Source organism: Nesterenkonia halotolerans (genome assembly GCF_014874065.1).
Classification (GTDB): Bacteria; Actinomycetota; Actinomycetes; order Actinomycetales; family Micrococcaceae; genus Nesterenkonia; species Nesterenkonia halotolerans.
Window position 1 is genome coordinate 706,605 of sequence record NZ_JADBEE010000001.1, and the last position, 26,597, is coordinate 733,201.

At 67.6% G+C, this 26,597-nt stretch carries 27 protein-coding genes and 3 tRNA genes; 8 read left to right on the forward strand and 22 right to left on the reverse strand.

Annotated features, from left to right (window positions below; translation table 11 throughout):
- Window positions 1–27 precede the first annotated feature (27 nt).
- From mutM to coaD, 6 genes are all read right to left on the reverse strand, one after another.
- On the reverse strand, window positions 28–1,011 hold the full coding sequence (mutM, locus tag H4W26_RS03200) for a bifunctional DNA-formamidopyrimidine glycosylase/DNA-(apurinic or apyrimidinic site) lyase (protein WP_192590710.1): 984 nt from the start codon (window positions 1,009–1,011) through the stop codon (window positions 28–30).
- A gap of 15 nt (window positions 1,012–1,026) precedes the next feature.
- Window positions 1,027–1,776, reverse strand: a complete 750-nt coding sequence (rnc, locus tag H4W26_RS03205) for a ribonuclease III (RefSeq protein WP_192591989.1) — start codon at window positions 1,774–1,776, stop codon at window positions 1,027–1,029.
- Window positions 1,777–1,816: 40 nt separating this feature from the next.
- The gene (gene rpmF / locus H4W26_RS03210; RefSeq protein ID WP_192590711.1) at window positions 1,817–2,020 is read right to left on the reverse strand and encodes a 50S ribosomal protein L32; all 204 of its coding nucleotides are present in this window, start codon (window positions 2,018–2,020) and stop codon (window positions 1,817–1,819) included.
- Window positions 2,021–2,069: 49 nt separating this feature from the next.
- A complete protein-coding gene (locus H4W26_RS03215) occupies window positions 2,070–2,633 on the reverse strand; it encodes a YceD family protein (protein ID WP_192590712.1) in 564 nt (187 codons plus the stop codon).
- Window positions 2,634–2,708: 75 nt separating this feature from the next.
- The gene (galU, locus tag H4W26_RS03220) at window positions 2,709–3,632 is read right to left on the reverse strand and encodes a UTP--glucose-1-phosphate uridylyltransferase GalU (protein ID WP_192590713.1); all 924 of its coding nucleotides are present in this window, start codon (window positions 3,630–3,632) and stop codon (window positions 2,709–2,711) included.
- Window positions 3,633–3,725: 93 nt separating this feature from the next.
- Complete coding sequence (gene coaD / locus H4W26_RS03225; RefSeq protein ID WP_192590714.1) at window positions 3,726–4,205, reverse strand: pantetheine-phosphate adenylyltransferase; 480 nt, start codon at window positions 4,203–4,205, stop codon at window positions 3,726–3,728.
- Between the two features lie 86 nt (window positions 4,206–4,291).
- Between coaD and H4W26_RS03230 the strand changes: the two genes are divergently transcribed.
- Both H4W26_RS03230 and H4W26_RS03235 read left to right on the forward strand, forming a co-directional pair.
- Window positions 4,292–5,620, forward strand: a complete 1,329-nt coding sequence (locus tag H4W26_RS03230) for an aminotransferase class I/II-fold pyridoxal phosphate-dependent enzyme (protein WP_192590715.1) — start codon at window positions 4,292–4,294, stop codon at window positions 5,618–5,620.
- Window positions 5,620–6,495, forward strand: coding sequence for a spermidine synthase (locus H4W26_RS03235; protein ID WP_192590716.1), 876 nt, complete (start codon window positions 5,620–5,622; stop codon window positions 6,493–6,495). Before H4W26_RS03230 ends, H4W26_RS03235 begins: the two co-directional genes overlap by 1 nt.
- On the opposite strand, the gene rsmD is transcribed toward H4W26_RS03235, so the two are convergent.
- The 4 genes from rsmD to H4W26_RS03255 all read right to left on the reverse strand — a co-directional run bounded on the left by rsmD (window position 6,425) and on the right by H4W26_RS03255 (window position 11,423).
- On the reverse strand, window positions 6,425–7,000 hold the full coding sequence (rsmD, locus tag H4W26_RS03240) for a 16S rRNA (guanine(966)-N(2))-methyltransferase RsmD (RefSeq protein WP_192590717.1): 576 nt from the start codon (window positions 6,998–7,000) through the stop codon (window positions 6,425–6,427). The two genes, H4W26_RS03235 and rsmD, sit on opposite strands and share 71 nt — an antisense overlap.
- Before the next feature lie 79 nt (window positions 7,001–7,079).
- Window positions 7,080–9,347, reverse strand: coding sequence for an ATP-dependent DNA helicase RecG (locus tag H4W26_RS03245; RefSeq protein WP_192590718.1), 2,268 nt, complete (start codon window positions 9,345–9,347; stop codon window positions 7,080–7,082).
- A 6-nt stretch (window positions 9,348–9,353) separates the two neighbouring features.
- Window positions 9,354–10,313, reverse strand: coding sequence for a DAK2 domain-containing protein (locus H4W26_RS03250; protein WP_225939796.1), 960 nt, complete (start codon window positions 10,311–10,313; stop codon window positions 9,354–9,356).
- A gap of 81 nt (window positions 10,314–10,394) precedes the next feature.
- A complete protein-coding gene (locus tag H4W26_RS03255; RefSeq protein ID WP_192590720.1) occupies window positions 10,395–11,423 on the reverse strand; it encodes an LCP family protein in 1,029 nt (342 codons plus the stop codon).
- 51 nt (window positions 11,424–11,474) lie between these two features.
- Between H4W26_RS03255 and H4W26_RS03260 the strand changes: the two genes are divergently transcribed.
- On the forward strand, window positions 11,475–12,014 hold the full coding sequence (locus H4W26_RS03260; RefSeq protein WP_192590721.1) for a DUF3515 domain-containing protein: 540 nt from the start codon (window positions 11,475–11,477) through the stop codon (window positions 12,012–12,014).
- A gap of 36 nt (window positions 12,015–12,050) precedes the next feature.
- Here the strand turns inward: H4W26_RS03260 and H4W26_RS03265 are convergent, their stop codons facing one another.
- From H4W26_RS03265 to leuC, 6 genes are all read right to left on the reverse strand, one after another.
- Window positions 12,051–13,199 carry a D-alanine--D-alanine ligase family protein gene (locus tag H4W26_RS03265; RefSeq protein WP_192590722.1) on the reverse strand — a complete coding sequence of 383 codons (1,149 nt, stop codon included), beginning with the start codon at window positions 13,197–13,199 and terminating at the stop codon, window positions 12,051–12,053.
- 4 nt (window positions 13,200–13,203) lie between these two features.
- Window positions 13,204–14,223 carry an NAD(P)H-dependent glycerol-3-phosphate dehydrogenase gene (locus H4W26_RS03270; RefSeq protein WP_192590723.1) on the reverse strand — a complete coding sequence of 340 codons (1,020 nt, stop codon included), beginning with the start codon at window positions 14,221–14,223 and terminating at the stop codon, window positions 13,204–13,206.
- Entirely contained in the window at window positions 14,220–15,098 is an 879-nt protein-coding gene (locus tag H4W26_RS03275; protein ID WP_318779752.1) for a lysophospholipid acyltransferase family protein, read from the reverse strand. The genes H4W26_RS03270 and H4W26_RS03275 overlap by 4 nt, the downstream gene beginning before the upstream one ends.
- Before the next feature lie 24 nt (window positions 15,099–15,122).
- Window positions 15,123–16,445, reverse strand: coding sequence for a UDP-N-acetylglucosamine 1-carboxyvinyltransferase (murA, locus tag H4W26_RS03280; protein WP_192590724.1), 1,323 nt, complete (start codon window positions 16,443–16,445; stop codon window positions 15,123–15,125).
- A gap of 144 nt (window positions 16,446–16,589) precedes the next feature.
- Entirely contained in the window at window positions 16,590–17,189 is a 600-nt protein-coding gene (leuD, locus tag H4W26_RS03285) for a 3-isopropylmalate dehydratase small subunit (RefSeq protein WP_192590725.1), read from the reverse strand.
- 53 nt (window positions 17,190–17,242) lie between these two features.
- Window positions 17,243–18,676 (reverse strand): 3-isopropylmalate dehydratase large subunit, encoded by a 1,434-nt coding sequence (leuC, locus tag H4W26_RS03290; RefSeq protein ID WP_192590726.1) that lies wholly within the window; start codon window positions 18,674–18,676, stop codon window positions 17,243–17,245.
- A gap of 217 nt (window positions 18,677–18,893) precedes the next feature.
- Here leuC and H4W26_RS03295 point away from each other — a divergent pair, with 217 nt between their 5' ends.
- Both H4W26_RS03295 and H4W26_RS03300 read left to right on the forward strand, forming a co-directional pair.
- Window positions 18,894–19,718 (forward strand): IclR family transcriptional regulator, encoded by an 825-nt coding sequence (locus tag H4W26_RS03295; RefSeq protein ID WP_378625975.1) that lies wholly within the window; start codon window positions 18,894–18,896, stop codon window positions 19,716–19,718.
- A gap of 56 nt (window positions 19,719–19,774) precedes the next feature.
- Complete coding sequence (locus H4W26_RS03300) at window positions 19,775–21,115, forward strand: UDP-glucose dehydrogenase family protein (RefSeq protein WP_225939576.1); 1,341 nt, start codon at window positions 19,775–19,777, stop codon at window positions 21,113–21,115.
- 42 nt (window positions 21,116–21,157) lie between these two features.
- Here the strand turns inward: H4W26_RS03300 and thiL are convergent, their stop codons facing one another.
- Genes thiL through H4W26_RS03315 form a run of 3 tightly spaced genes read right to left on the reverse strand, consistent with a single transcriptional unit; the run spans window position 21,158 to window position 23,803 of the window.
- Entirely contained in the window at window positions 21,158–22,255 is a 1,098-nt protein-coding gene (gene thiL / locus H4W26_RS03305) for a thiamine-phosphate kinase (RefSeq protein WP_192590728.1), read from the reverse strand.
- A complete protein-coding gene (locus H4W26_RS03310; RefSeq protein WP_192590729.1) occupies window positions 22,245–23,258 on the reverse strand; it encodes a hypothetical protein in 1,014 nt (337 codons plus the stop codon). The genes thiL and H4W26_RS03310 overlap by 11 nt, the downstream gene beginning before the upstream one ends.
- Window positions 23,255–23,803 carry an RNA polymerase sigma factor gene (locus tag H4W26_RS03315; protein ID WP_192590730.1) on the reverse strand — a complete coding sequence of 183 codons (549 nt, stop codon included), beginning with the start codon at window positions 23,801–23,803 and terminating at the stop codon, window positions 23,255–23,257. The genes H4W26_RS03310 and H4W26_RS03315 overlap by 4 nt, the downstream gene beginning before the upstream one ends.
- Before the next feature lie 198 nt (window positions 23,804–24,001).
- On the opposite strand from H4W26_RS03315, the gene H4W26_RS03320 reads away from it, so the two are divergent.
- From H4W26_RS03320 to H4W26_RS03330, 3 genes are read left to right on the forward strand one after another with little or no spacing between them, the layout of a single operon-like run.
- A complete protein-coding gene (locus H4W26_RS03320; RefSeq protein WP_192590731.1) occupies window positions 24,002–24,721 on the forward strand; it encodes a CHRD domain-containing protein in 720 nt (239 codons plus the stop codon).
- A complete protein-coding gene (locus H4W26_RS03325; RefSeq protein ID WP_318779753.1) occupies window positions 24,718–25,452 on the forward strand; it encodes a class F sortase in 735 nt (244 codons plus the stop codon). Before H4W26_RS03320 ends, H4W26_RS03325 begins: the two co-directional genes overlap by 4 nt.
- Before the next feature lie 12 nt (window positions 25,453–25,464).
- The gene (locus H4W26_RS03330; protein ID WP_192590732.1) at window positions 25,465–25,998 is read left to right on the forward strand and encodes a DUF421 domain-containing protein; all 534 of its coding nucleotides are present in this window, start codon (window positions 25,465–25,467) and stop codon (window positions 25,996–25,998) included.
- 145 nt (window positions 25,999–26,143) lie between these two features.
- On the opposite strand, the gene H4W26_RS03335 is transcribed toward H4W26_RS03330, so the two are convergent.
- The 3 genes from H4W26_RS03335 to H4W26_RS03345 all read right to left on the reverse strand — a co-directional run bounded on the left by H4W26_RS03335 (window position 26,144) and on the right by H4W26_RS03345 (window position 26,520).
- Window positions 26,144–26,219: transfer RNA gene (locus tag H4W26_RS03335), tRNA-Glu, on the reverse strand.
- 85 nt (window positions 26,220–26,304) lie between these two features.
- Window positions 26,305–26,377 (reverse strand) — tRNA-Glu (locus H4W26_RS03340).
- A gap of 71 nt (window positions 26,378–26,448) precedes the next feature.
- Window positions 26,449–26,520, reverse strand: a tRNA-Gln gene (locus H4W26_RS03345).
- Window positions 26,521–26,597: the final 77 nt, after the last annotated feature.

Consider the following 26,597-nt stretch of genomic DNA (forward strand, 5'->3'; position numbering starts at 1 on the left):
GCGAAGCGAGGACGCTCGAGCCTCAGCTCAACCTCGGGCGCGCCGCGGACGGGGCTGGCAGGTGGGGCACCAGTAGGAGGAGCGCCCCATGAAGGGGTCACGGCGGATCACGGCGGCGCGCGGGGTTCCTGCGCAGCGGCGGCAGGGCTGACCGGCGCGCCCGTAGCTCTGCAGCGACCGGTCGAAGTAGCCGGAGGCCCCGTTGACGTTGACGTAGAGGGAATCGAAGCTGGTTCCGCCGGCCGCCAGGGCGGCCGCCATCACGGATTCCACGCTGCGCAGGAGACGGCTTGCTTCACTGCGTGTGATGGTCTCGGTCGGTCGGGTGTAGTGCAGCTGGGCGTGCCACAGCGCCTCGTCTGCGTAGATGTTGCCGATGCCGGAGATCATGGTCTGATCCAGCAGCGCCCGTTTCAGCCCGGTCTTGCGCCGGCGCAGGGTGCGGAAGAAGACTTCGGCGTCCATGCTCGGTTCCAGCGGGTCCGCGGCAATATGGGAGGCGGCGACGGGCACCGTGCCGCTGGGGTGTGTCGAGGCGACAAGCTCGGAGATCTGCATCCCGCCGAAGATGCGCTGATCGATGAAGCGCAGCTGACTCGGGGCCTCCCCCTCGGCAGTCAGCCCGAGGGTGATCTTGAGATGTCTCTGGGGCAGGGTCTCCGGGGTGTTGATCAGCACCTGACCGCTCATCCCCAGGTGGATCAGCAGCGCGTGTGCCGGACCAGCCTGCGGGTCAGGGCCGATCTGTTCCACCCGGTTCGCCTGCCGCGGCGAGTCGGAGGAAGGCTGCAGCGGGATCCAGAGGAATTTGCCACGACGCTGAGGTGCCAGCAGGATGCTTCCCCGCAGCGCCGCGCTGAAGGACTCGATCCGCTCCTGCACATCAGGGATGCTCGGAGCGTGTCGACGAAGGCTGCGCAGGTCATGGACCTGCACAGAGTGAACTCTGCGCCCGGCGGCCCAGCGGTCGACGCCGCGACGCACCACCTCCACCTCGGGCAGCTCAGGCATGGGGCACCAGGCGCATCAGGAGCTGGAGGGTGCTGCGTCTTCGAACCGGTCGAGAACCAGGGTCAGAATGTCGCCCTGCTCCCCTCGGCCGGAGGTCAGCGTCTCCACGGTCTTTCGAGCGGCTTCCCGCTCGGCCTCCTTCTTGGAGGGGCCGGAGCCGGAACCATGCTCGACGCCGCCGATGACCAGGGTGGCGGTGAAGGATTTGTGGTGGTCGGGACCGAAGTCCGCGATGAGGTAGCGGATCTCTCCCATGTCGCGTCCTGCGGCGATCTCCTGGATGGTGGTCTTCCAGTCCTTCCCGGCGGTCATCGCGTCCTTGTCGCTGAGCAGCGGGACGACCAGGCGCAGCACCAGTCGGCGCGCGGTCTCGATGTCGGTGGAGAGGTAGGCGGCGCCGATGAGCGCCTCCATGGTGTCGGCAAGGATCGAGTCCTTATCCTTGCCCTGGGTCAGCTGTTCGCCGGCGCCGAGGCTGATGTACGGGCCGATGCCGAGTCCGCGGGCGACGCGGGCCAGTGCGCGGGTGCTCACCAGCGCAGCACGAAGCTTGGCGAGGTCTCCCTCGGCAAGATCCGGGAAGCTTCGGTAGAGGTAGTCCGTCACAGCCAGTCCGAGGACAGAGTCGCCGAGGAACTCCAGCCGCTCGTTCGTGGGGAGCCCGGAGTTCTCATAGGCATAGGACCGGTGCGTGAGGGCAAGACGAAGAGCCTCGGGGGCGATGTGCACCCCGAGGCTCTTCGTAAGCTCTTCGTGTTTTGTCACTGCATGGTTCTCCACTGCTCGATTCTTCAGTGCAGGAGAATCAGGCGTCGGCGACCTTGCGACCCTTGTACTCGTAGAACAGCGGGGTGCCGGCGGAGTCGGTGACCAGCTTGGCCTGGTGAGGCTGGCTGTAGACGACGCGACCGTTCTCCACGGTCTTCACCAGCTTCGGGGTCGAAGCCTTCCACTGGGAGCGGCGGTGACGGGTGTTGGATCGGGACATCTTCCGCTTTGGAACAGCCACGGTGTCTCTTTTCTCTCTCGATGATGGACAGGGTCTTCTTGACTTGGTTCTAGGTGCTGGATTCGGACGAAGAGTCCGGATCCGGCATTCCGGCGGCCACGTCTTTCAACGCTGCCCACCGGGGATCGAGCTGCTCGTGGAAGTGCTCGGGGTCATCCTCCATGCGGAATCCGCATTCGGAGCACAGTCCCGGGCAGCCTTCGCGGCAGACCGGCTGGAACGGCAGTGCCGAGACCATCAGGTCGCGCAGCACCGGTTCCAGATCGATGGTGAGGTCGTGAGGGATCAGGCGCGTGTCCTCATCCTCGGCGTCAGCAGCTGCCTGGGCCTTCTGGGGCCAGCTGAACAGCTGCATCACGTCGACGGTGAGCGGGTACCTGATCTCATCCAGACAACGTCCGCACTGGCCGCTGACCTCGGCAGAGGCCGTGCCAGTCATCAGCACACCCTCGTGCACCGATTCCAGGCGCAGATCCAGCTGCAGATCACTGCCCTGCGGAATCCCGATGAGGACCGTTGCAAGGTCCTTCGGGGCAGGGACAGTTCTGGAGAGTTCGTCCTGAGTTCCGGGTCTGCCCCGGAGCTCCTGGACATCTACAGTGAGAGCAGTCATCGCTGAACCACTCCTTAATGATCTAGACCGACGTGCCACTCTACCAGTCGGGGCAGGTGGCGTGCGAACCGGGGATCAGATCTCCGCGACGAACTCTTTCAGCCACTCTCGCAGGTCCGGTCCGAGGTCCTCGCGGTCCACGGCCAGCGTCACGACAGCCTTGATGTAGCTGAGCTTGTCGCCGGTGTCGTAGCGGCGACCACGGAAGATCACCGCGTGGACTCCGCCGCCGTCTTCGACCGGCTTGCCCGCCATCTCCTGCAGGGCGTCGGTCAGCTGGATCTCGTTGCCACGTCCCGGCGCCGTCTGCTCGAGCTCCGCGAAGATCGCAGGGTGCAGGACGTAGCGTCCGATGATGGCCAGGTTCGAGGGGGCGTCCTCCGCTGCCGGCTTCTCCACCAGGGCGTGGACCGGGACGACGTCGGCGGGCCTGCCCTCGGCGTCGGTCTCCTTGTCCTTGCCGTTGGCGTCGATCACGCCGTAGGCGCTGATGTTCTCCTCCGGCACCTCCATCACCGCGATGACCGAGCCGCCGAGTCGCTGCTGGGTCTCCAGCATGGTGGAGAGGAGCTCGTCCCGCTCGTCGATGAGATCGTCGCCGAGGAGCACGGCGAAGGGCTCGTCTCCCACGTGTCGCTTGGCGCAGAGCACGGCGTGGCCGAGGCCCTTGGCCTCGCCCTGGCGGATGTAGTGCAGGTCGCCGAGCTGGGTGGCGCGGCGCACGGCGTCGAGCTTCTTGGTGTCGCCCTTGGCCTCCAGCGTGGCTTCCAGGTCCGGAACCCGGTCGAAGTGGTTCTCCAGGGAGCGCTTGTTGCGTCCGGTGATCATCAGAATGTCTTCGAGGCCAGCCTTCGAGGCCTCAGCCACGACATACTGGATGGCCGGCTCGTCCACCACTGGGAGCATCTCTTTGGGCATCGCCTTGGTGGCCGGAAGGAAGCGTGTTCCCAGACCAGCGGCGGGAATCACAGCTTTGCGGATAGAAGTCGTTGAACTCATGTACACACCTTATCGTTATTGGGCCCGGGGACCAGGGAATCTCCAGCACTGCGCGTGACCGAATTCTTCGAGAGGGAAGCTCCGCTCGTCGGTTCAGCTGCGTCGCCGCTCCTGCAGCCGGCGCTGGACGGCTCGCGGCACGAACTCCGAGACGTCGCCGCCGAGGGAGTGGACTTCCTTGACCAGGGTCGAGGACAGGTGCGTGTAGCGGCCGTCGGCGGCGAGGAACACCGTCTCGAGCCCGGAGAGATGGCGGTTCATCGTGGCCATGGGGCTCTCGTAGGCCAGGTCCTTGGGGTCCCGCAGACCCTTGACCAGCGCGTTGGCCCCGACCTCCTTGCAGAACTCCGTCAGCAGCCCGGAACCCAGCGGCTTGACGCTGACTCCGCGCACATAGGAGAAGGTCTCTCGCGCCATGTCCATGCGTTCCTGGACCGAGAACATAGGGTTCTTGTGCATGTTGGGTGAGATGGCGACGATCACCTCGTCGAAGAGGTTCGAGGCACGCGCGATGATCTCCACGTGTCCGTTGTGCAGGGGGTCAAATGATCCGGGGCACACTGCTAGCTGCATGGCACGACATTACTCCAGGCGGAGACGGGCCTGCTGGGGGCGCGCAGGAAATGTCCAGGATTCGTGTGCGTTCTACCATGGTGTTCATGTCCTCTCCCTCTCCCCAGCCAGATCCGCTCGCCTTCGAGAAGCCCTGGGCCCGCAGCGCGGCCGGCGCCAACACCCTGGACCCGGAGTCCCCTCGCTCTTCGCCCCGCGTCGTGCCCACCATCTACGAACGCACGACGGCTTCGGCCCTTGCACACCAGGCCATCAACCTCGGCCAGGGCTTTCCGGACACCGAGGGCCCGGACTGGCTGCTCGAGCTCGCGGCGCAGTCGATCACCGACCCCAGCTCAGGTCCACGGAACCAGTACGCGCCGGGGATGGGCCTGAGCGAGCTGCGGGCCTCCATCAGCTCCGCGCAGCGACGTCGGCAGGGCCTGGACCTGCACCCGGAGACCCAGGTCATGGTCACCACCGGAGCCACCGAGGGCATCTCGGCGACGATCCTCGCCTTCGCCCAGCCAGGCAGCGAAGTGCTCACCTTCGAGCCGCACTATGACTCCTACGGCGCCTGTGTCGCCCTGGCGGGGGCCCGGATGGTCGGGGTGCCGCTGCGCGGTCCGGAGTTCCGACCGGATGTGGACGCGCTCGAGGCGGCGATCACCGAGCGCACGTCGATGATCCTGCTGAACACGCCGCACAACCCCACCGGAACCGTCTTCAGCACCGAGGAGCTCGGCCGGATCGTCGAACTGGCGAAGAAGCACGACCTGCGGATCATGTGCGACGAGGTCTACGAGCATCTTGTCCTCTCCGACGCCGCACTCCCCCACCGCAGCATCCTCACCGTGGAGGGGGCCGAGCAGGTGGCCGTCGCCGTGGGCTCTGCCGGGAAGTCCTTCTCGGTGACCGGGTGGAAGGTCGGGTGGGTGACCGGCGGCGCGGAGCTGATCAGCCAGATCCGCGGGGTCAAGCAGTTCCTGAGCTTCTCCTCCGGCCCCGCCTTCCAGTGGGCGGTCGCCCAGGGTCTCGAGGACGACCGGGGATTCTTCGCCCGGAACACGGCGGAGCTCGAGGCCGGGCGCGACCTGCTGCGCGAGGGCCTGCACGATCTCGGCCTGGCTCCGAATGCGGCGGAGGCGGGTTACTTCGTCCTCGGTGACGTCTCCGGACTCACCTCGCTCTCCGCCGTCGACTTCTGCCGGATCCTCGCCGAGGAGGTGGGGGTCGCCGCGATCCCGGTCTCAGCCCTGACGATCCAGCACACGGCCCAGCCCATGGACGAGCTGCAGCGCCTGGTGCGCTTCGCCTTCTGCAAGGATCACACCACCATCACCGAGGCTCTGCGTCGCATGCGCGAGCATCTTCCGGCGGCTCTGGCAGCGCACCCAGCGCACGAGCGAGCCAGCGAGCCGGCGGCCCGCCGCTGATGCCGGCGCGGGAGGGGCTGGGGCTCCCACGCAGCCAGCGGCTGTCCTTCTCAGGCAGCCTGGCGGAGCTGCACCTGGATGACCTGACCGAGGACGGCGTCGTGCTGAGCATCGGAGGGGCCGAACAGTCCCATGTCGAGGTCGGCGACCCCGGCTTCCTGCTGCACGACTACCTGATCCGGATGGCAGCGGTGCTGCAGACCTGTGCCCGCGAGCGCCTCTCGGCCCGAGGGGCGCACCAGGCCCCGCAGATCCTGCATCTGGGAGCAGGCGCGCTGACCCTGCCGCGCTGGCTGGAACACCATTTCCCAGAGGTCGAGCAGACGGTGCTCGACATCGAGCCGGAGCTGGTGGAGTTCGTGCTCGAGCACCTGCCGATGCGCACCCTGCCGCACAACCTCATCGCGGACGCCGCCGCGGCGATCGCCCCGGGCGGCGTTCTCGCTGGGCGCACCTTCGACGTCGTCGTGGTCGACCTGTTCAACAGCGCGGAGGCGCCCGCGCAGCTCACCAGCACCCAGTTTCACGCCCGCGCCTTCGAGCAGGTCGCGCCGGGCGGTCTGCTGCTGATGAACCTCGGGGACGAGCCGCCCATGGACTTCGTCCGCGCCCAGGTGGCCTCGCTGCTCGAAGCCTCAGCGGGGCTGGGGACGTCCAACGACTCGGCGCTGCTGAGCGCGCCCACCGATGTGCTCGAGGCCCGCGCAGAGGGGAATCTGACCTTCGCCGCGCGCCGATCGGCTCCGCTGGAGCAGACCGAGCTCAACGCCATCTGGGCCGCAGGCCCGCATCCCGGGGACGTGCTCAGCGGGGAGGAGCTTCACCAGTGGGCTCAACAAGCCACACGTGGGTTCCCCCGTAGGACTTCTCACTGAAGATCTCCAGCCCCTCGGGCATCGAGGGACGTCCGCTGCGCTTCTCGCGTTCGATCACCACAGTGGCCCCCTCATGCAGCTGGCCCACTGCCGCGGTGAGGACCTTCAGCAGCTCGGCGTCGCCGAACTGGTAGGGCGGATCGAGGAAGAGCAGCTCGATCGCCGGCCCAGTGCGAGCGGTGAGGTATTTCAGCGCATCTGCCTTGTGCACGCTGATCTCCGATCCGGGTGCGTGAAAGGGCTCGGCGTTGCGGCGCAGGGTCTTCACCGCGGCCTCCGCCTTGTCCACCGCCTCCAGGCTGCGCGCGCCGCGGCTGATCGACTCGAAGCCCAGCGCTCCTGACCCTGCATAGAGATCGACGACGACGGCATCCTCGAGCGCGTCATAGCCCTCAAGCCGGGAGAACAGCGATTCCTTGACCCGGTCGCTGGTGGGTCGGGTGGCGTCGGTGGGGACGGCCGTGAGACGACGCCCCTTGTGCGTGCCAGCGATGATGCGTGCCATGGCCTGCTCCTGTCTGCGCTGTTCTGCTCTGGCTTGTGCTGCTCGGGCTCGCGCTGCCCTGCCCTGCGATCTACCGCGGTCAGCCGCGCTGGATGAACTCGTCGGCTCCGGCGTGGACATCGCGATACTGCGACACCGCCTCGCGCAGCCCGGGGTATGCCTCCCAGCGCGGGTCGGCCGCACTGAGCTCCGCCAGCAGCCCTGCGGCGCGAGTGATGATCTTCTCATCTCTGATCGTGCGCAGCAGCTTCAAGGTGGAGGCACGTCCCGCCTGGGCCGCGCCCAGCACATTGCCCTCACGGCGCCGCTCGAGGTCGAGCCTGGCCAGGGTCATGCCGTCCGAGTGTTCGGCCACCTGGTCCAGTCGCTCCAGAGAAGGGTGCTCGTCGGGCAGCCGGGTCACCAGCAGACACAGTCCATGGGCTCCGCCGCGACCGATCCTCCCGCGCAGCTGGTGCAGCGTGGAGACGCCGAAGGCATCGGCGTCGAGGATGGCCATGACAGTGGCGTTGTGGACATCGACTCCGACCTCGATCACGGTGGTGCAGATCAGCACGTCGATCTCGCCGCGTTCGAAGGCGGTCATCACCTCTTCCTTGGCGGAGGCGTCCATCCTGCCGTGGACCTGGGCCCGTCGGGTCTCGCCGAGCAGAGGGTGCTCGGCCAGCCGCTGGGAGATGAGCTCCACCGAGGCGTCCTGGTCCGTCTGGACTCCGGTCTCCGGGTCCTCGCGGTGGTCAGCCTCATTGATCTTGGGGCACACGACATAGACCTGGTGCCCGGCCGCGACCTCTTCTGCGATGCGCTCCCAGACCCGGCCGATCATCCGGGGGCCCTGGACCGTGCGGACCACATGGGTCGCGATCGGCTGGCGTCCGCTGGGGAGACCCTCAAGAGTGGTCAGTTCGAGGTCGCCGAAGACAGTCATCGCCACCGACCGCGGGATGGGCGTGGCGGACATGACGAGCATATGCGGGGTCAGCTCGTAGCGGTGTCGCAGCGCATCCCGCTGTTCGACGCCGAAGCGGTGCTGCTCATCCACCACTGCAAGCCCCAGATCCAGGAAGTGCACCTGCTCGCCGAGCACTGCGTGAGTGCCCACCACCAGTCGCGCGGTGCCGGAGGCGATGTCCAGCAGCGCGCTGCGCCGCTGGGCGGTGTTCAGCGATCCGGTGAGCAGCGTCAGTCCGAGCTCATCGGCCAGGCCGCCGAGCATGCGGCGCAGGGATCGTTCATGCTGCGCGGCGAGCACCTCGGTCGGCGCGATCAGCGTGGCCTGGGCTCCCGTCTCGAGCACCTGCAGGATGGCCCGCAGCGCCACGAGCGTCTTGCCCGAGCCGACCTCACCCTGCAGGAGCCGGTTCATCGGGCGCTCCCGGTCGAGTTCGGCGGCGATGAGGTCTCCACACTCTCGCTGTCCCGCTGTGAGCGTGAACGGCAGCGAGGCGTCGAAACGATCGAGGAGGCCGCCGGCACGCCGCGGCCTGGGCGTGGCTGCACGGTCCTGGTCCTGGACGCGGCGCAGGTGCAGCAGCCCCTGCAGCAGGAAAGCCTCGTGGAAGCGCATCCGGTGCAGACCACGGTCCGGGTCTTGGAGTGTCTCGGGTCGGTGGATCAGCCGATACGCCTCCCCCAGGTCGGGAAGCGCTTCGGCGGCCCGGACGGTGGCCGGGAGCGGCTCGGGCCAGTCCTCGAAGTCGATCATGTCCAGCAGAATCTCGATGCAGTCGAGGATCCGAAAGCTGCTGATGCTGGACGTGGCGGGGTAGAGCGGCACCGGGGTGCGGCCCCGGCTGAGCACCCGGGGGGCCTGGACGGCGCTCTCTGGGTCCGACGCGCTCGCCGCTGCACTGACCATCTCGCCGGAGTGGACGGCCTCCTCGGATCCCTTCGAAGCGCCGGGACCGTTGGGGGCGTCCAGGGGATCCGTGTCCAGGAGCACCGTGAAGTCGGGATTTGTCAGGGTCGGACGGTCCCGGTAGCTCCCCACCTTGCCGTGGAAGATCGCGCGGACACCGGCACGCAGGGTCCTGCCCACGGACCAGCCGTTGAAGAAGGCCATCTTCAGCGAATTGCCCTCGTCGTCGGCCACCCAGACCTCGGCGAGCGAGCCGCGCCGGTTCTGCATCTTGCGCACCGAGACCCCGGTAACCTCAGCGATGAGGCTGACGTGCTCCCCCGCCTCGGGAAGGTCTCGGAAGGAGGAGAGATGGCCGAATTCGATCCACCGGCGGGGGTAGTGCTGCAGTAGCTCCGCCGCGGTGGTGATGCCCAGTCCCTGTTCGAGGGTCTTGGCGGACTCGGCGCCCAGGACTCGGTGGAGTTCGGTGGTGGGTAGCACTGCCACGCCGGGTCACTCCTGGGTTCGGTGCAGGGGCGTCGCGGAGTAGGACTCCACCTCTCCTGCGGCGTGCACGGTCTCCGCGGTGCTGGGCTCCTCGCGGGTGTGGACGTGGATGCGCCAGCGGTAGCTCCCGTCCTCAGCGGCCGCCGAGTCGATGGGGGTCACGATGACCGAGTCGCCGAGCGTGTTCAACTCATGCCGCAGCGAGGCGGCGCCGAGGGGGTCAAGCCGCACGGTGCACATGACTTCCACCCCGGTCGAGTCCTGCGCGGCGGGCGTGTCCTGCCCCTGGTTCCATCCGGGAAGCGTCTGCAGCGCGGAGAAGTCCATGTCTCGGCCCGTGATGGTGGCATGCAGCGCGATGAGCACGACCAGCAGCCCGGCTCCTCCGGAGTCAACGACCCCAGCCCGCTGCAGGGCCGGCAGCTGCTCCCGTGTGGCCTCCACCGCGGCGAGGGCTCGTGAGACCACGTGGGGCATGACGGCCTCCAGCGCTGCCCGGCTCTCCGGCTCCTCGGCCTCACCCGCGGACCGGCGCACCTCATCGTGGACGGCGTCCAGCACCGAGAGCATCGTGCCGGCCACGGGGTCGGTGAGTGCGGACCAGGAGCGGACGCGGGCCCGCTCCAGGGCATGGCTGAGTCCGGTGATGGTCAGTCGTTCCTGGCCGTGGAGCGGCTCCGCGAGACCGGAGATCAGCACGGCCAGCAGAGTTCCCGAATTTCCGTAGGCCTCGGACATCGCCCGGGAGCCCGCGGCGGCGAAGAGCCCTCCGAGGTCCTGGCTGGGGGCCTGTTCCACGCTGCTGCGGCAGGCGCGGATGGTGCCGAGCATGTTCTCCCCGGTGTCGGAATCCGGGATGGGGAACACGTTGAGCCGGTTGAGGTTGTCCTTGTTCTGCTCCAGAGCGGCCTCAGCGAGGATGAACCAGCGGTGCACGGCTGCGGCGCCCTTGACCTTGCCCCTCATCTGCCGCACCCCTCTCGGTGGTTCTCTCGCTGCACGCTCGGTCCCGCACCCGCGCCCTGTCCACAGGCAGGAGCGCTCACCTCATCTGCTGGCGGCATACTCGTCGAGGGTGCTGTCCTGGATCGCGGAGGAGATCTCGTCCATGGCAGCTTCGTCCTGGTAGAAGATCCACTGCCCGTCGTCCGAATACCCGTTGCCGGCGGTCGGGACGGTGAACATGTCGATGCTGCTCGCGGCGCCGCGCATGTTCCATGCCAGAGACGCCACGGTGGAGGAGTCGAGCGTGTCGTCCACGATCAGGTGCGGGGAGAAGGTCTCGACCATGTCCTGGACGCGGCCGGGATTGCTGAGGTTGCCCGGGGTCAGTGTCTCGTCGATGACTGCTCGGATGAAGGCCTGCTGGTTGCGCACGCGCTGGAGGTCCCCGTCCGGGAAGCTCTTGCGGTGGCGCACGAAGGACAGCGCCTCCTCCGAGTTCATGGTCTGCTCCCCGGGCTGGAAGGTGTACCCCTCGCCTGTGGTGAACGCCTCCCCATAGCTGGAGTTCACCGTCACTCCGCCGAGTGCGTCGACAAGTCCGGTGAAACCGAGCATGTCCACGGCGGCCACGTGATCGATGCGAGCGTCGAACAGCGTTTCGATGGTGCTGATGGTCAGCGGAAGCCCACCCAGGCTCAGTGCCGCGTTGATCTTGTGCTGGCCCTGGCCGGGAACCTCGACCCACAGGTCACGCGGGATAGACATGATCTGCACGCCGTCGCGGTCGCCCGGGATGTGCACGAACATCATGGTGTCCGAGCGTCCGCCCTGCGGGACGTCCGGCAGGTCTTCGGTCTCGCCGGAACCGCCATTGGCATCGGAGCCCAGCAGCAGGATGTTGATCGACTCGTCATCCTCGGCCTTGACCGGGCGTCCCTCTTCCTCGGGGAAGCTCTCCTCGAAGACCTGGGCGTTGTCCTCGTAGGCGCTGCTGAGCGAGTTGATGTACATCATCGCCGCCACCAGCGCACCGACCACGAGCACGGCGATCACACTGACGATGATCAGCGCAGCACGACGACCACGGCGCCTAGTGGGCTTGGGTTCGTCGTAGCCGACCTGGTTCGTCATGGGTGCTCCTGAAATGGGCAAATGGTATGGACTTCATACAGAATATGTCATATGCCGTTGAACCCTCGATATCACCGTGAGCGTGGCCGTGGCGTCCGCACGGTTCTGAGCTCGGTGGTGATCGCCGCAGGCCTGGCGCTGAGCGGATGCGCCAGCACCGCCACCGTCGCGGGGGCGCCTGACGCCGCGAACCCCGAATGCGCCGATGTGATGCTCGCGATACCGGAGGTCATCGGCGAGCACGAGCTGAGACCGACCGCTTCACAGGGGACGGCGGTCTGGGGTGACCCCAGTGAGGTCGTGGTGCGCTGCGGCGTCGTGCCGCCGGGCCCCAGTCCGGAGTTCTGTGTGTCCGCCGACGGCGTGGACTGGCTCGCGCTTGAGGAGGACGACCACACCTGGCGTCTGGTCAGCTACGGCCGAGACCCCGCGGTGGAGGTGCTGCTGAATCTCGATGAGGTGGCCTCGTCCACGGCCATGCTGGCCATGTCCACGGCGGTGCAGCGGGTGGAGCAGACGCGCAGCTGCACGACCACGGAGCAGGACATCGAACAGACCGACGACGCGGAAGGCACCGCGGAGAACCCCTAGCGGGCCCCTGTTTCTGCTCCGACCCAGAGGCTTCGCTCAGCGCAGACCGGCGGGGCGCTCCAGTGCCAAGGAGATCAGCTCGGCGATCAGCTCCGGGTAGTCGATGCCCGTGGCCTTCCACATCTGCGGATACATGCTGATGGGGGTGAATCCGGGCATCGTGTTGACCTCATTGATGACCACCTCGCCCGCGCCGGTATAGAAGAAGTCGGCCCGGGAGATTCCCTCCGCGCCGAGCGACTCGAAGGCGATCACCGCCTGTCGGCGGATCTCGTCGCTGACATCATCGGGCAGCTCCGCCGGGCAGGAGAGGTCTGCTGCGGTGGCATCGGTGTACTTGGCGTTGAAGTCGTAGAACTGGTGCTCCTGGGACCCGTCATGGACGACGATCTCGCCCAGCAGCGAGGCGCGGGCCGGCGACCCGGCGTGGGAGCCGAGCACGCCGCACTCGATCTCGCGGCCGTCGATCCCCTGCTCCACGATGACCTTGGGGTCGTGTTTCCGGGCCGCTGCGATGGCTTCCTCCAGCTGGTCGAAGGCATCCACACGGGTGATCCCCATGGAGGAGCCGGCGCGCGATGGTTTCACGAACACGGGCAGCTCGAGCGCGCGCACGCGTTCCAGAGCAGCGGCGGGGTCCTGGGACCATTGCCGATCGGTGATGGTCACCCAGGGCCCGACGTGCAGCCCTGCAGCGGCGAAGGCGATCTTCATGTAGTGCTTGTCCATGGCCATCGCCGAGCTGAGCACACCGGCGCCGACATAGGGCAGGCCGGCGAGCTCAAGCAGACCCTGCAGGGCGCCGTCCTCACCGAAGGGCCCGTGCAGCAGCGGGAAGACCACGTCCACCTGACCCATGGCGGTGGAGGAGCCGTCCGGGTGGACCTCCAGCAGCTCGGCGCTGCGCTCGGAGGACCCTGCGGCGCCTGAGTGCAGCTGGACCGTGGATTCGGTGGGCAGAACCCGCGGCAGCTCATCCGCCCCGAAAGCGTGGGTGCGGGGATCGATCACCGGACGGGTCCACTGACCGGTGGCGGTGATGCCCACAGCGACGACGTCGAAGGCGTCGGTGTCGATGGCGCCCAGCACTCCTGCTGCGGTCACGCAGCTCACGGAATGTTCGGAGGACTGGCCCCCATAGAGGACGAGGACACGCGGCTTCAGTGCCGGGGCGTTGTCTGCCATGGATCTACTTTCCTTCGGCTTTGAGGTCTCGGGCGAGCAGCAGGGAAGCCAGCCGGTCCACCGTCAGCTTCCCCTCGAGGACGGCCACCACGGCTTCACAGATCGGCATCTCCACCCGGTGCTGACGGGCCAGCTCGACGACGGCGGAGCCTGACTTCATGCCTTCGGCGGTCTGCGAGAGCTGCTCGGTGACCTGCTCGGCGGTGAGCCCCTCCCCCAGAAGGCGTCCGGCGCTGCGGTTGCGGGACAGCGGCGACGCGCAGGTGGCCACGAGGTCGCCCAGACCGGCGAGCCCGGAGAAGGTCTCCAGCGCGCCGCCCAGCTCAGTGGCGAGTCGGGTGGTCTCGGCGAGTCCCCGGGTGATGACCGAGGCCTTGGAGTTGTCCCCGAGCTTCTGCCCGTCACAGATGCCCACGGCGAGGGCGATCACGTTCTTGACGATTCCGGCGATCTCGACGCCGATCACGTCGGTGTTCGTGTAGGGACGGAAGTAGGCGTTGTTGCACAGTGCCGCGACCCGCTCGGCCACGGACTCCTCGGCGCACGCGACCACGGAGGCGGTGGGCTCTTCACGAGCGATCTCCATCGCGAGGTTGGGACCGGAGATGACCACGCTGCGGTCGGGTCCGACGGCGAGCTCCTGGGCGATGACCTCTGACATGCGCAGGTCGGTTCCGCGTTCGAGGCCCTTGATCAGCGAGACCAGCACCGCAGCGGGGTGAAGGTTCTCCCGGACCACGCCCAGGTGAGAGCGCAGCGACTGCGCCGGCACGGCGAGCACGACGATCTCCGCACCCGTGACCGCCTCGGCCAGGTCGCTCGTGGCGGAGATCATCTCGGGAAGTGCTGTCTCCCCCAGGTAGGTCGTGTTCGTGTGGGCCTCGTTGATCTCGGCGGCCACTTCGGCGCGGCGGGCCCACAGCGTCACGGTGGTCTCCTGGCCACCCGTCACGGCGGCGTCGGCAAGCACCTTGGCGAAGGTGGTGCCCCAGCTTCCGGCTCCCAGCACAGCGATCGTGGTCACGGTGAACCCTCCTCGGGAGTCGACTTAGGTGCGCGTCCGCCGCGGGGCTGTCTGCGCGGAACCCGCTGGCGCAGGCTTCGATCCCAGATCAGCTCCGGGGGCTCTTCGCCGCGCAGGCCGGCCACACCTTCGGTGAGCGCGGATTCGATGCGTTCGGTGGCGTCGGTGAGCACCGCGCGGGTCATCGGGACCGCGCGCAGGTCGGAGAGGTCGATCTCCTGGCCCACGGCGAGCCGGTAGCGCTTGCGTGGAAGAACCTTCGGCAACTTGGCGTAGGTCCCGAAGAAGTCCTGAACTCCCCAGTGGGTGATCGGGATCAGCGGTGCGCCAGTGCTCAGCGCCAGTCGCGCCGCGCCGGTCTTGGCGCGCATGGGCCAGCCCTCGGGGTCGCGGGTGAGCGTGCCTTCGGGGTAGATCATGATCGCACCACCTGCGGAGAGGACGTCGCGCGCCGCATCGAGGGAGCGGCGCGCATCGGTCCGGCTGTCGCGGCTCACCGGAATCTGTTTGAGCCCGCTGAGGAGCCTGCCCAGCCCCGGGACCCTGAACAGCGAATCCTTGGTCATGAAGTGGAAGGTGTGGCCGCTGCGGTAGACCGCGTGCGCCACCGCCAGCGGGTCCGCCTCGCTGATGTGGTTGGCCACGACGATGAAGCCCTCCTCGGGCAGCGTGTCCAGGCCTCGCCAGCTGCGTCCCAGCAACAGGTTCAGCACAGGGATGGCTGCGGAGGCGGTCACCCCGAATCCGATCCGGGTGCCGCGTCCCACCGTGTAGTCCACCTCGTCCGCGCGGCGGGCTGCTTTACCGCGAGGATCTCGGCGTTTCGGGGGGCGCCTGCCCTCGATGGGTGCTGGGTCGCTGCTGTGGTCGGTCACAGAGATCAACCCTACCGGGCAGACTCAGCGTTCGGACATCTCGACATCCGCACCGAGTCCGACGAGCTTGTCCATGAAGTGCTCGTATCCACGGTTGATGACTTCGATGCCGGTGACGGTCGAGGTGCCCTTCGCCGCGAGCGCCGCGATGAGGTGGGAGAAGCCCCCGCGCAGGTCCGGGACGTTGATCTCGGCACCCTTGAGCTCCACGGGTCCGGAGATCACGGCCGAGTGCAGGAAGTTGCGCTGACCGAAGCGGCAGGGGCTCGAACCCAGGCATTCCCGGTGCAGCTGGATGGAGGCGCCCATGCGTTCCAGCGCCTCGGTGAAGCCGAAGCGGTTCTCGTAGACGGTCTCGTGGACGATGGAGACCCCGTGAGCCTGGGTCAGGGCGACGACCAGCGGCTGCTGCCAGTCGGTCATGAAGCCCGGGTGCACGTCGGTCTCCAGGACCAGCGGCTTCAGTGGATGTCCCGCGTGCCAGAAGCGGATGCCTTCGTCGTCGACGGAGAACTCGCCGCCGATCTTGCGGTAGGTGTTCAGGAACGCGGTGAGGTCCCGCTGTGCGGCGCCCTTGACGTAGATGTCGCCCTGGGTGACCAGCGCGGCGGAGGCCCAGGAGGCCGACTCGTTGCGATCGGGGATGGCGCGGTGCTTGTAGCCGGAGAGCCGCTCCACACCCTCGATGCGGATGACCCGGTCGGTGAAGACCGTGATGATCGCGCCCATCTGCTGCAGGATCGCGATCAGGTCGTGGATCTCTGGCTCCACTGCCGCGTTGTCCAGCTCGGTGATGCCCTCAGCCAGGACCGCAGTGAGCAGCACCTGCTCGGTGGCGCCCACTGAGGGGAAGGGCAGGGTGAGCTTGGCGCCCTTGAGTCCGCGTGGGGCGGAGATGTGGATGCCCGTGGGGGTCTTGTCGACGACGGCGCCGAAGTTGCGCAGCACCTCGAGGTGGTAGTTGATCGGTCGGTCCCCGATTCGGCAGCCACCGAGGTCGGGGATGAAGGCCTCGCCGTTCTGATGCATCAGCGGACCGCAGAAGAGGATCGGGATGCGGGAGTCCCCGGCATAGGCGTCGATCTCTGAATGCGCGGCGCTGTAGGTGTCTCGCGGGTCGAGCGTGAGGTCACCGGTGGCCGGGTCGGCGTCGACCTTGACCCCGTGGATCTGCAGCAGATTGGTGACGATCTCGACGTCTTTGATCTCAGGGACATTGCGCAGCTGGGAGGGCTCGCTGCCCAGCAGGGCCGCGACCATCGCCTTGGGCACCAGGTTCTTGGCACCCCTGACATGGACGGATCCCTCTAGTGGCTTTCCACCCTGAACGGTGAGCAGCTTGGCCATTGGACTGGAAGTCCCTTCTTCGACAACGCGGAATGTAGCCATGCCACTGTAACCAACGCCGCTGGAATCCCTTCCCAGTTCCGCCGCTGGCTGAGACAACGATTCGGTCAAGGCGGGCTCGCGCGGCGCAGCGCCGCAGCGGCGTCAGACCTTTGCTGGCAGGGTTTTCGGCTTGAAACCGGGCCGCGTCGCCTCGAAGGTCTCCACGGCTGACTCCTCGCGCAGTGTGAGCGAGATATCGTCCAGCCCCTCGAGCAGACGCCAGCGGGTGTAGTTGTCGATCTCGAAGCTGGTCTCGATGGTCCCGCAGATCACGGTGCGGTTCACCAGGTCCACCGTGATCTCGATGCCGGGATTGTTCTCCAGCTCCTTCCAGATCAGCTCCACATCGGGCTGGGCGACCTTGGCGGCGAGCAGTCCCTGCTTCGCGGAGTTCCCATAGAAGATGTCGGCGAAGCGCGAGGAGATGACGGCGCGGAAGCCGTAGTCCTTGAGCGCCCACACCGCATGTTCGCGGGAGGAGCCGGTGCCGAAGTCCGAGCCGGCCACGAGCACGGAGCCGTGCTGGTAGGTGGGCTGGTTGAGCACGAAGCTGGGGTCCTTGCGCCAGGAGGAGAACAGCGCGTCCTCGAACCCGGTTTTGGTGATCCGCTTCAGGTACACCGCAGGGATGATCTGATCGGTGTCCACATTCGACTGCTTCAGCGGGACACCGACGCCGGTGTGCGTGGTGATGGGTTCCATGATGTCTTTCTTTGACGGTCGAGGACGGAGCTCAGGGCTGGCGGTGGGCGACGTCAGGCGGGGACCAGGATGTCCGCAGGAGCGGAGAGGGTGCCACGGATGGCGGTCGCGGCGGCCACCACGGGTGAGACCAGGTGGGTGCGGCCACCCTTGCCCTGCCGTCCCTCGAAGTTGCGGTTGGAGGTGGAGGCGCAGCGCTCCCCTTCAGCCAGCTGGTCCGGGTTCATGCCCAGGCACATGGAGCAGCCGGCGAAGCGCCATTCCGCCCCGAAGTCCTTGAACACCTGGTCGAGCCCCTCGGCCTCGGCCTGCAGCCGGACCTTGGCGGAGCCGGGGACCACGATCATGCGGACCTCCGGGTCCTTCTCGCGTCCCGCGATGATCTCCGCGGCGGCGCGCAGGTCCTCCATGCGGGAGTTGGTGCAGGAGCCAAGGAAGACGGTGTCCACCCGGATGTCCTTCATCGGGGTGCCGGGGGTGAGGTCCATATAGGTGAGCGCCCGTTCAGCAGATTCGCGGGCGACGTCGTCGGTGAAATCGGTCGGTGCGGGGACCGTGCCGTTGAGGCTCACGCCCTGACCGGGGTTCGTTCCCCAGGTGACGAAGGGATCCAGGGTGTCGGCGTCGAGGATCACCTCGGCGTCGAAGACGGCGCCTTCGTCGGTGCGCAGCGAGTCCCAGTATTCGACCGCAGCGTCCCAGTCCTGCCCCTGCGGGGCATGCGGGCGGCCCTGGATGAATTCGTAGGTGGTGGCGTCCGGGGCGATCATGCCTGCCCGGGCGCCGGCCTCGATGGACATGTTGCAGATGGTCATCCGCGCATCCATGGAGAGCTCCTCGATGGCGCTGCCGCGGTATTCCAGGACGTAGCCCTGTCCGCCGCCGGTGCCGATCTCGGCGATGACCGCCAGGATGATGTCCTTGGAGCTGACCCCTGGGCGCAGCGACCCGTTGACCGTGATGGCCATGGTCTTGAAGGGCTTCAGCGGCAGCGTCTGGGTGGCGAGCACATGCTCGACCTCAGAGGTGCCGATGCCCATCGCCAGCGCACCGAAGGCTCCATGGGTGGAGGTGTGTGAGTCGCCGCACACCACGGTCATTCCGGGCTGGGTCAGGCCGAGCTGGGGACCCACCACGTGGACGATGCCCTGGTCGGCATCACCGAGGGAATGGATGCGCACGCCGAACTCCTCGGCGTTGGCGCGCAGAGTGTCCACCTGCTTGCGCGAGATGGGGTCCGCGATGGGTTTGTCGATCTCCAGGGTGGGAGTGTTGTGGTCCTCCGTGGCGATGGTCAGGTCGGGGCGGCGGACGGGCCGTCCGGCCAGGCGCAGGCCCTCGAACGCCTGCGGGCTGGTGACCTCGTGGACCAGGTGCAGATCGATGTAGAGAAGGTCAGGGGAACGCTGACCATCGGATTCTTTGCCGGGGACGACGATGTGATCGCGCCAGACCTTTTCAGGCAATGTGAGTGGCTTCTCTGCCATGGGATCCTCCTGATGGGCTCACATACTAGAGAAACACCAATGCACGGCGGCATCTATACCCGGCCGCACAGGTCTCATTATCTGAGATCGACGGCGCGATTGCCAGTATCATGGACCCATGCCAGCTTCGCCGTCCTCGCCCCGCCCCGGAGAGCCGCGTCCGCCTCAGTCCTCCGAGATCTACTCTCCCCAGACGTCGACCGCGCGGCAGCGCCGCATGGTGGCGCAGAAGCTGGGCCCCGCGGGGGTTGGCGCGACGACCCCGCCCACGCTGCCCCCGGATCCACCGCGTCCGCTGCACTCCCCCTCCGGGATCGGCGTGGTGGACAAGTCTGTGATGATCATGGACGCACTGGAAGCCGGGCCGGCCTCGCTGGCGCAGCTGGTGGAGTGCACAGGATTGGCGCGCCCCACCGTGCACCGGCTGGCCAGCGCCCTGGTCCACCATCGCTTCCTCAGCCGTGATGTGCGCGGCCGCTATGTGATCGGCTCCCGGCTCGCCGAGCTGGCCTCTGCCGCGGGCGATGACCGGCTGGTCACCGCTGCGGGTCCGATCCTGCTGCGTCTGCGCGATGCCACGGGTGAGAGCTCGCAGCTGTACCGCCGCCAGGGCGATGCCCGGGTGTGTGTGGCCTCCGCCGAGCGGCCGATCGGACTGCGTGATTCGATTCCGGTGGGCACCCAGCTCTCGATGAAGGCTGGTTCCGCCGCGCAGGTGCTGCTGGCGTGGGAGGATCATGAGCGCCTTGTCGAGGGCCTGCAGGGCGCACGTTTCACCCCGACGGTGCTGGCGGGCGTGCGGCGTCGTGGATGGGGCGAATCCCTCGGCGAGCGCGAGGCCGGAGTCGCCTCCGTCTCGGCGGCGGTGCGCGGGCCATCGGGTCGAGTGATAGCTGCGGTCTCCATCTCTGGACCGATCGAGCGGCTGACCCGCCAGCCCGGCCGGCAGTACGCCGGCGTCGTCGTCCAGGCGGCCCACCAGCTGACCGAGCTCGTGCGGAAGAATCCCGACGCGGCGGAGCACGGTCTGGGCGAGCAGTAGCCGATTCGGCGCACCCGTGATCCGGTATTCCCGGAATTGCACTTCAGGCCCTTATGATGAGGGGCGTGATTGAGAATATAAGTGTCATCGGAACCGGCTACCTCGGCGCCACCCATGCGGCATGCATGGCTGAACTGGGCTATAACGTGCTCGGCGTGGACATTGATCCCGAGAAGATCGACTCGCTCTCCCGCGGAGAGCTCCCCTTCCATGAACCCGGCCTGCCCGAACTGATCCGCAAGCACGTGGATTCGGGCCGACTGCGTTTCACCACAGACCTCGAAACGGTCGGAGCCTGGGGCGACGTGCACTTCATCGCCGTGGGCACCCCCCAGCAGGCCGGCGGCACCGGGGCGGACATGACCTTCGTCGATGCGGCCACCGCGTCACTCGCCCGGGCCATCACCAAGGACGCGCTGATCGTCGGCAAGTCCACCGTTCCGGTGGGCACCGCACGCCGGCTCGCCAAGCTGGTCGAGGAAGAGTCTGCCCCCGATGTGCGCGTCACCCTGGCCTGGAACCCCGAGTTCCTGCGCGAGGGCTTCGCCGTCAAGGACACGATCAGCCCCGACCGCCTCGTGGTGGGCACCGCGGATCCGGCCGATGAGGCCATCCTGCGCGACGTCTACTCCGACGCGCTCGGCCGCGACACCCCCTGGATCAACACCGACTTCGAGACCGCGGAGCTGGTCAAGGTCGCGGCCAATGCGTTCCTGGCCACCAAGATCTCCTTCATCAACGCCTTCTCCGAGGTCACCGAGGCTGTGGGCGGCAACATCACCACGCTCGCCGACGCCATCGGCCACGACACCCGCATCGGACGCAAGTTCCTCAATGCCGGCGTCGGATTCGGCGGCGGCTGCCTGCCCAAGGACATCCGCGCCCTGCAGACCCGCGTGGGCGAGCTCGGCCTGGACCACACCATGCGGTTCCTCGACGAGATGGACCAGATCAACCTGCGCCGCCGCGACCGTGTGGTGAACCTGGCGGAGAACATCCTCTCCGGGGACCTCACTGGCAAGCGGATCGCGGTGCTGGGTGTGGCCTTCAAGCCGCTCTCCGACGATGTCCGGGACTCCCCCGGGCTCGACGTGGCGGTCCGGCTCTTCAGCGCCGGTGCCGACGTCGCGGTCTACGACCCCGAGGGCAACCGCAACGCCGCCAAGCGCTTCCCGCGCCTGGGCTACGTGGACTCGATGACCGAGGCCGTCACCAATGCCGACCTGGTGGTGCTGACCACCGAGTGGAACGAGTTCAAGGGTCTGGTACCTGCTGATCTCGAATCTCTCGTGGCGCAGAAGCAGTTCATCGACGCCCGCAACGTCCTCGACGCCGCACAGTGGGAAGGCGCCGGCTGGCGCTTCGCCCAGCTGGGCCGCCACTTCGTCGACGCCTGAGTCGCATGGCGACAGGCGCCTGAGTCGCATCTAGCGGCGGGCTCAGGCGCGCATCGAATCCCAGCCAAGTTCATCGATGGCGCTCTCGAAGATCACTTCGGGGGCGCCATCGGCGTCTTCGGACTCGTGCGGCTCATCAGCCGAGATGACCTCCCCGACCCGGCAGAAGCCCTCCGGCAGTGCGGCCTCGGCAGGGAAGGTGGCCAGCAGGGCGTAGTCCTCGCCGCCGGCTGCGGCCCAGTGCAGCGTCTGCGCCTCGGGCAGGTGCAGGGCGGCGGCGGCGGGCTCCAGAGCTCGCGTGTGCTCGCGCAGCGGTGCTTCGTCGATCCGAATTCGAACCCCGGAGGCTCGAGCGAGCCGTCCGGCGTCGCGCAGCAGACCGTCGGAGAGATCCATCCCCGCGGTGGCTCCTGCCTGAACGGCCTGCGCACCGGTGGTCAGCACTGGTCGAGGGGCGATCTGGGCGTCCCGCAGCCCGGCGAGCTCCCCGGCGCAATCATGCCCGGCTTCCAGCAGCGCCAGCCCCGCCGCCGCCCGGCCCAGCCCAGCGGAGACCGCCACCTGGTCTCCCGCCCGGGCGCCGACGCGGGTCAGCGGCTGCCGCGAGCCCGGAAGCCGACCCACCGCGGTGATGCTCACGGAGATGCCAGGACCCGAGCCCAGGTCTCCGCCGGCGAGCACACAGCCCTGCGCTCCTGGAGTCCGCAGCGCCTCGGCCAGTCCACCGTAGAAGCCACGGACCCAGTCCAACGGCGTGGCGCCCGGCAGAGTGAGGCTGACCAGCAGGGAGATGGGTGTCGCGGCCATCGCATTGAGGTCTGAGAGGTTCTGCGCGGCGGCCTTCAGGCCCACGGCTCGCCCAGCGGGGAGGCCCTGGTCCTGCGGGCCCCACCACTCGAGGCGGAAATCCTGGTCCTGGCTCAGGGTGTCGGTGGTGAGCACGATCCGGGCGGGTGCGCCGTCGTCGGGAAGCTGCAGGACCGCAGCGTCGTCGCCCGGCGGCAGGGTCATGGTCACGAGGTCGTTCGCTGGTCGAGCCTGGTCGCCCAGCTCCGCCATGATGATCGCCAGGACCCCGTCCTCACCTGCCTGTGCGACGGTGCGTGGCGCAGCCGTGGGGTGTGCCGGTTCAGTCGACATCGGGCAGTTCGGCTGCGGTGAGGGCAGTGCCGTCCTCGGCGCGGATCTCCAGGCGATCCACGTCCTCGCGCAGCACCGCGCCGTTCATCCTGCACTCCACGGGCAGCTCGGAGCCGAGGAAGGAGCCGGATTCGATCTCCTCACCGTCTTCGCCGACGAGCACCACGGAGTAGCTGCTGCCCACCGGCAATCCGGTGATCTCCAGGACCGTCTCGGTGCCCCAGGTGTGCGCGACCAGGGCACCCTCCACGGCCACCTCGGGATCGGATTCAGCGTCCCCGCCGGCCAGGTCCGGCTCGGTGAAGGAGACAGGTTCCTGGACACCGAGCTCTCCTGGCGTGCCCGAGGGCTGCGCCGCGACGAACTCAGGGGCTGGATCGCTGCCCGTGTCGGCCGGGCCAGAATCCAGCACGGTCTGGACGCCGAGAGTGGCGGCCACACCGATCGCCACGCTGGCGGCGGCGAGCAGCACGGTCCGGCGCCTCCGGGTGCGGCGAGTGCCGGCACGACGGGTGCCCGCGCTTCCAGGTGTCGAGTGAGCATTGTCGGAGCGAGCGGGCGCGGCCTGAGGTGTGCTGTTCGTGGGCGCGGGCACGGGGGTGGAGACGCCCGCGGCTTGAGCAGGAGCGGTCGTTGCGTGGGCCGTCCCATCCTCGGCCATGGCAGCGTGAGCGGTCCCGTCCTGAGCCGGCGCAGCCTCGACCTCAGCGAGGACACGCGCCCTCAGCTGCTGGGAAGGAGCCTCTTCGTTCCACCCGCCCAGGTGCTGGCCCAGCGCGGAGCTCGTCCGTCTCAGCTGCCGCAGCTCCTGGGCCAGCCAGGGGTTCTGGGCGCACATCGTCTCGAGCTCCTGCCGCTCGGCGGGGCTGAGGTCGTCCGCGGCGGCGGCACCGAGCAGCTCGGCCTGCCGCTGGGTCACGTGCTCGGCCCCGGTCAGCGGCGCCTGACCGGGACGTGCTGTCGGCTCCAGGCGAGGGTCGGCGTCGTCGTGATTCTGGTTCATGCCTCACCCTCCATCTCTTCCATCGCACGGCGCAGGCCGCGCAGTCCGTAGTAGCTCCTGGTCCGCAGGGTCGCGACGGGCACCTGCAGCGATTCAGCGAGTTCAGCGTAGGTGAATCCGAGCAGGTGCACCGCGACCACGACCTCACGGTGATCGGCGCTGAGCAGTCCCAACGCCTGCACCAGCACCATCATCTGCGTGGGATCCGGCGGGTCCTCAGCGGCGGCTTCGGGCTGTGTGGCCTCGGGCTCCATCGGGATCGGAAGACGCTTCCGCGCGCTGAAAGCGTCCCGCACCACGTTCCTGGCGATCGCGAACAACCAGGTCCGAAGACTTCCTCGTCCCGGATCGAAACGGTCGAGCGCCCTCCAGGCCCGCACGAAGGTCTCTTGGACGCATTCCTCGGCGGCTCCACGGTCCTGCAGCGCGTTGATCGCGAACCCGAAGATCTCTGCGCTGTGCTGGTCATAGGCAAATTCGATGCTCGGGACCCTGGCGGTCGGTGGTCGGTCGGTGCGCACGTGCTCAGCCGCTTCGCGCGTCATCGGCCTCTCCTTCTGTGTACCAGGATCCAGCCGGGCAGGGCTGTGGAGTCTCGCTCTACGATACACAGCTCGACCTGCGTCTTTGGCTGAATCAGCGGGAAGAAAAACCTGCTCATGGATGAACGCTCGCCGGGTCCTCGGGGTAGTACCCAATGTGGGGTTGAGATTCAGCTCACACGAGTTCTCCAAGGAGTCACCATGATGACGACATATCGACGCAGGACCATCGGCGCAGGCGCCACACTGGGCGCCGCCGCGCTGCTGCTCTCCCCTACGATGGCCCAGGCCAGCACCGAGGGTGACGGGATGGTCGAGCGACCCGACGAGTTCACCAGCGCATTCTCGGTCATGGCGACGCCGGACCAGGTCATAAACCCGGACGGAGAGGTTGCTCCGGGTCAGGAGGGCGCGACGGGCGACTTCATGTTCTGGATCAATTCAGAGGAAGAGGTCATCTGTTACGACATCACCCTGGAGGGCGTGAGCGGCGGCTACGAGAGCCCCGCCAACACCGCCACGCACATCCACGAGGCCGCTGCGGGAGAGCCCGGACCGCCGCGCATCGCCTTCCCGAACCCTGAGCCCGTCGGTGAGGGCCCGCGGACCTCCTCCGGCTGCATGGCTGGACCCTTCACGACCGGTGTAGAGGGCGACGACGGCGCTGACACCGGCGAGGGATTCAGCCTCGCCGAGATCGAGGCCGACCCCGCCGGCTTCACCGGAGATTCGCACACCGAGGAATTCGTCCCCGGCGTGGTCCGCGGACAGCTCATGCAGGTCCCGCTGGACGGCATTGAGACCGGTGGCGGCGGGCTGCAGCAGTCCTCCACCGACGTCGGAGTCATCGCCGGAGCAGGCGTGCTGACGCTCGCCGGCGCGGGCGCCTGGATGCTGGTGCGGCGCAGCCAGACCTCGTGACCCGACTCCTTCACGGGCCCGCTGTTCCCAGGGTTCGGCGGTGGCCCCTCGGGGTCGCCGCCGCCCTGGCGGCGGGGCTGAGCCTGAGCGCCTGCGGCACGGCCGGGACCCAGACCGAGGGGCCCGATGCCGGCGAGACGAGTGGTTCCTCTTCGTCTGCTTCGGCCTCTCCTCGTCAGGCGTCCCCCAGCCCTGAGTCTCCCAGTGCTGAGTCCTCTGCTCCGGTGTCTCCTGATGCAGCGCCGGACGCCGACGCAGCGGACTCCCAGCAGGGGGTGCGGCCCGTCGCGGTGAACATCCCCTCCATCGAGGTGGAGGAATCACTCATCGACCTCGGGATCGCTGAGGACGGCACCATGGAGGTTCCAGAGGACTGGAATGAGGTTGGCTGGTTCGACGGCGGCGGCATGCCAGGAGGACGCGGCCCCACTGTGTTGGCCGGACACCTGGACTCCACCACGGGCCCCGCGGTCTTCCACCGTCTGGTGGAGCTCGAGCCCGGTGACGAGGTGGAGGTCACCGATGCTGAGGGTGAGATCCACGAGTACCGGGTGCAGCGCACCGAGGTCTTCCCGAAGGACGACTTTCCCACCCAGGAGGTCTTCGGGGCGCAGCCGCAGGACGAGCTGAGACTGATCACCTGCACAGGACTCTTCGACGTCGAGGAGGGCAGCCACGAGGACAACCACATCGTCTTCGCTGTCCCGGTGGACACTGCACCGACGAAGTGACAGGGTCGCCGAATGGATATCACTCAATACTGGGCCGGGTGGGACCCGATCCTTCACACGGCCATCACCCTGACGGCCGGCTACATAGCCCTCATCTTCATCCTGCGACTCTCCGGTCCGCGGACCATGGCGAACATGACGCCGCTGGACTTCATCGTGGCAGTCACCATCGGTTCGGCGTTCGGTCGTACGATCACCGCCGTGGACGTGCCGCTCAGCCAGGCGATCTTCGCACTGGCGCTCATCGTGCTGCTGCAGTGGCTGATGGCGTTCATCCGAGGCCGCTCCCCCAAGATGCGGCGCGTCCTGGACGCCCCACCGGTGCTGATCTACTACCAGGGCAAGTTCCAGCGGAAGGCGCTGCACAAGCACCAGCTGGTGGAGGATGACGTGCATACCGCTGCACGCAACTCGGCACACGGATCCCTGGAAGGCGTCTCGGCCGTGATCCTGGAGCAGAACGGCGGGCTCGTGGTCATCGGCGGCGAGGGACTCGGCGACGGGTCCTCGGTCCTGCCCTTCACGGGCCGCCCCGAGGAGCACTGACCCCACCCATCGCATCCGCGTTGAACGGCGGATTCTCCGAACACTGGGGGCCGAAAAGCCCATGAGATGCCCGGAGAATCCGCCCCTCAACGCAAAGAAGAAGCGCCCGGCCTCTTTCGAGACCGGGCGCTTCTTCTATCACCTGTGGTGACCCCAGCGGGATTCGAACCCGCGTTACCGCCGTGAGAGGGCAGCGTACTAGGCCGCTATACGATGGGGCCCTATGAAATTGACGCTCCAGCCGGGCTGGAGATGCTGCATGGAAGGTTCATCCCCGATCTGCGAACAGATCGGGGCGAACGACCGTGACCCCAGCGGGATTCGAACCCGCGTTACCGCCGTGAGAGGGCAGCGTACTAGGCCGCTATACGATGGGGCCGTATTCCATAGCTTTGGCCCCCGTCGCCGAGGGCCGATCGTGCTGTGTTAAAGACCATATGAGGGTCTTCGCTGGGCTACTAGGACTCGAACCTAGAACGACGGTACCAGAAACCGCTGTGTTGCCAATTACACCATAGCCCAATATTTGCTTGTCAACGCTGTCGCCGCAGGCGCATTTTCGCGCCCAGCAACGGGAATCAACTATACACACTGGTGGG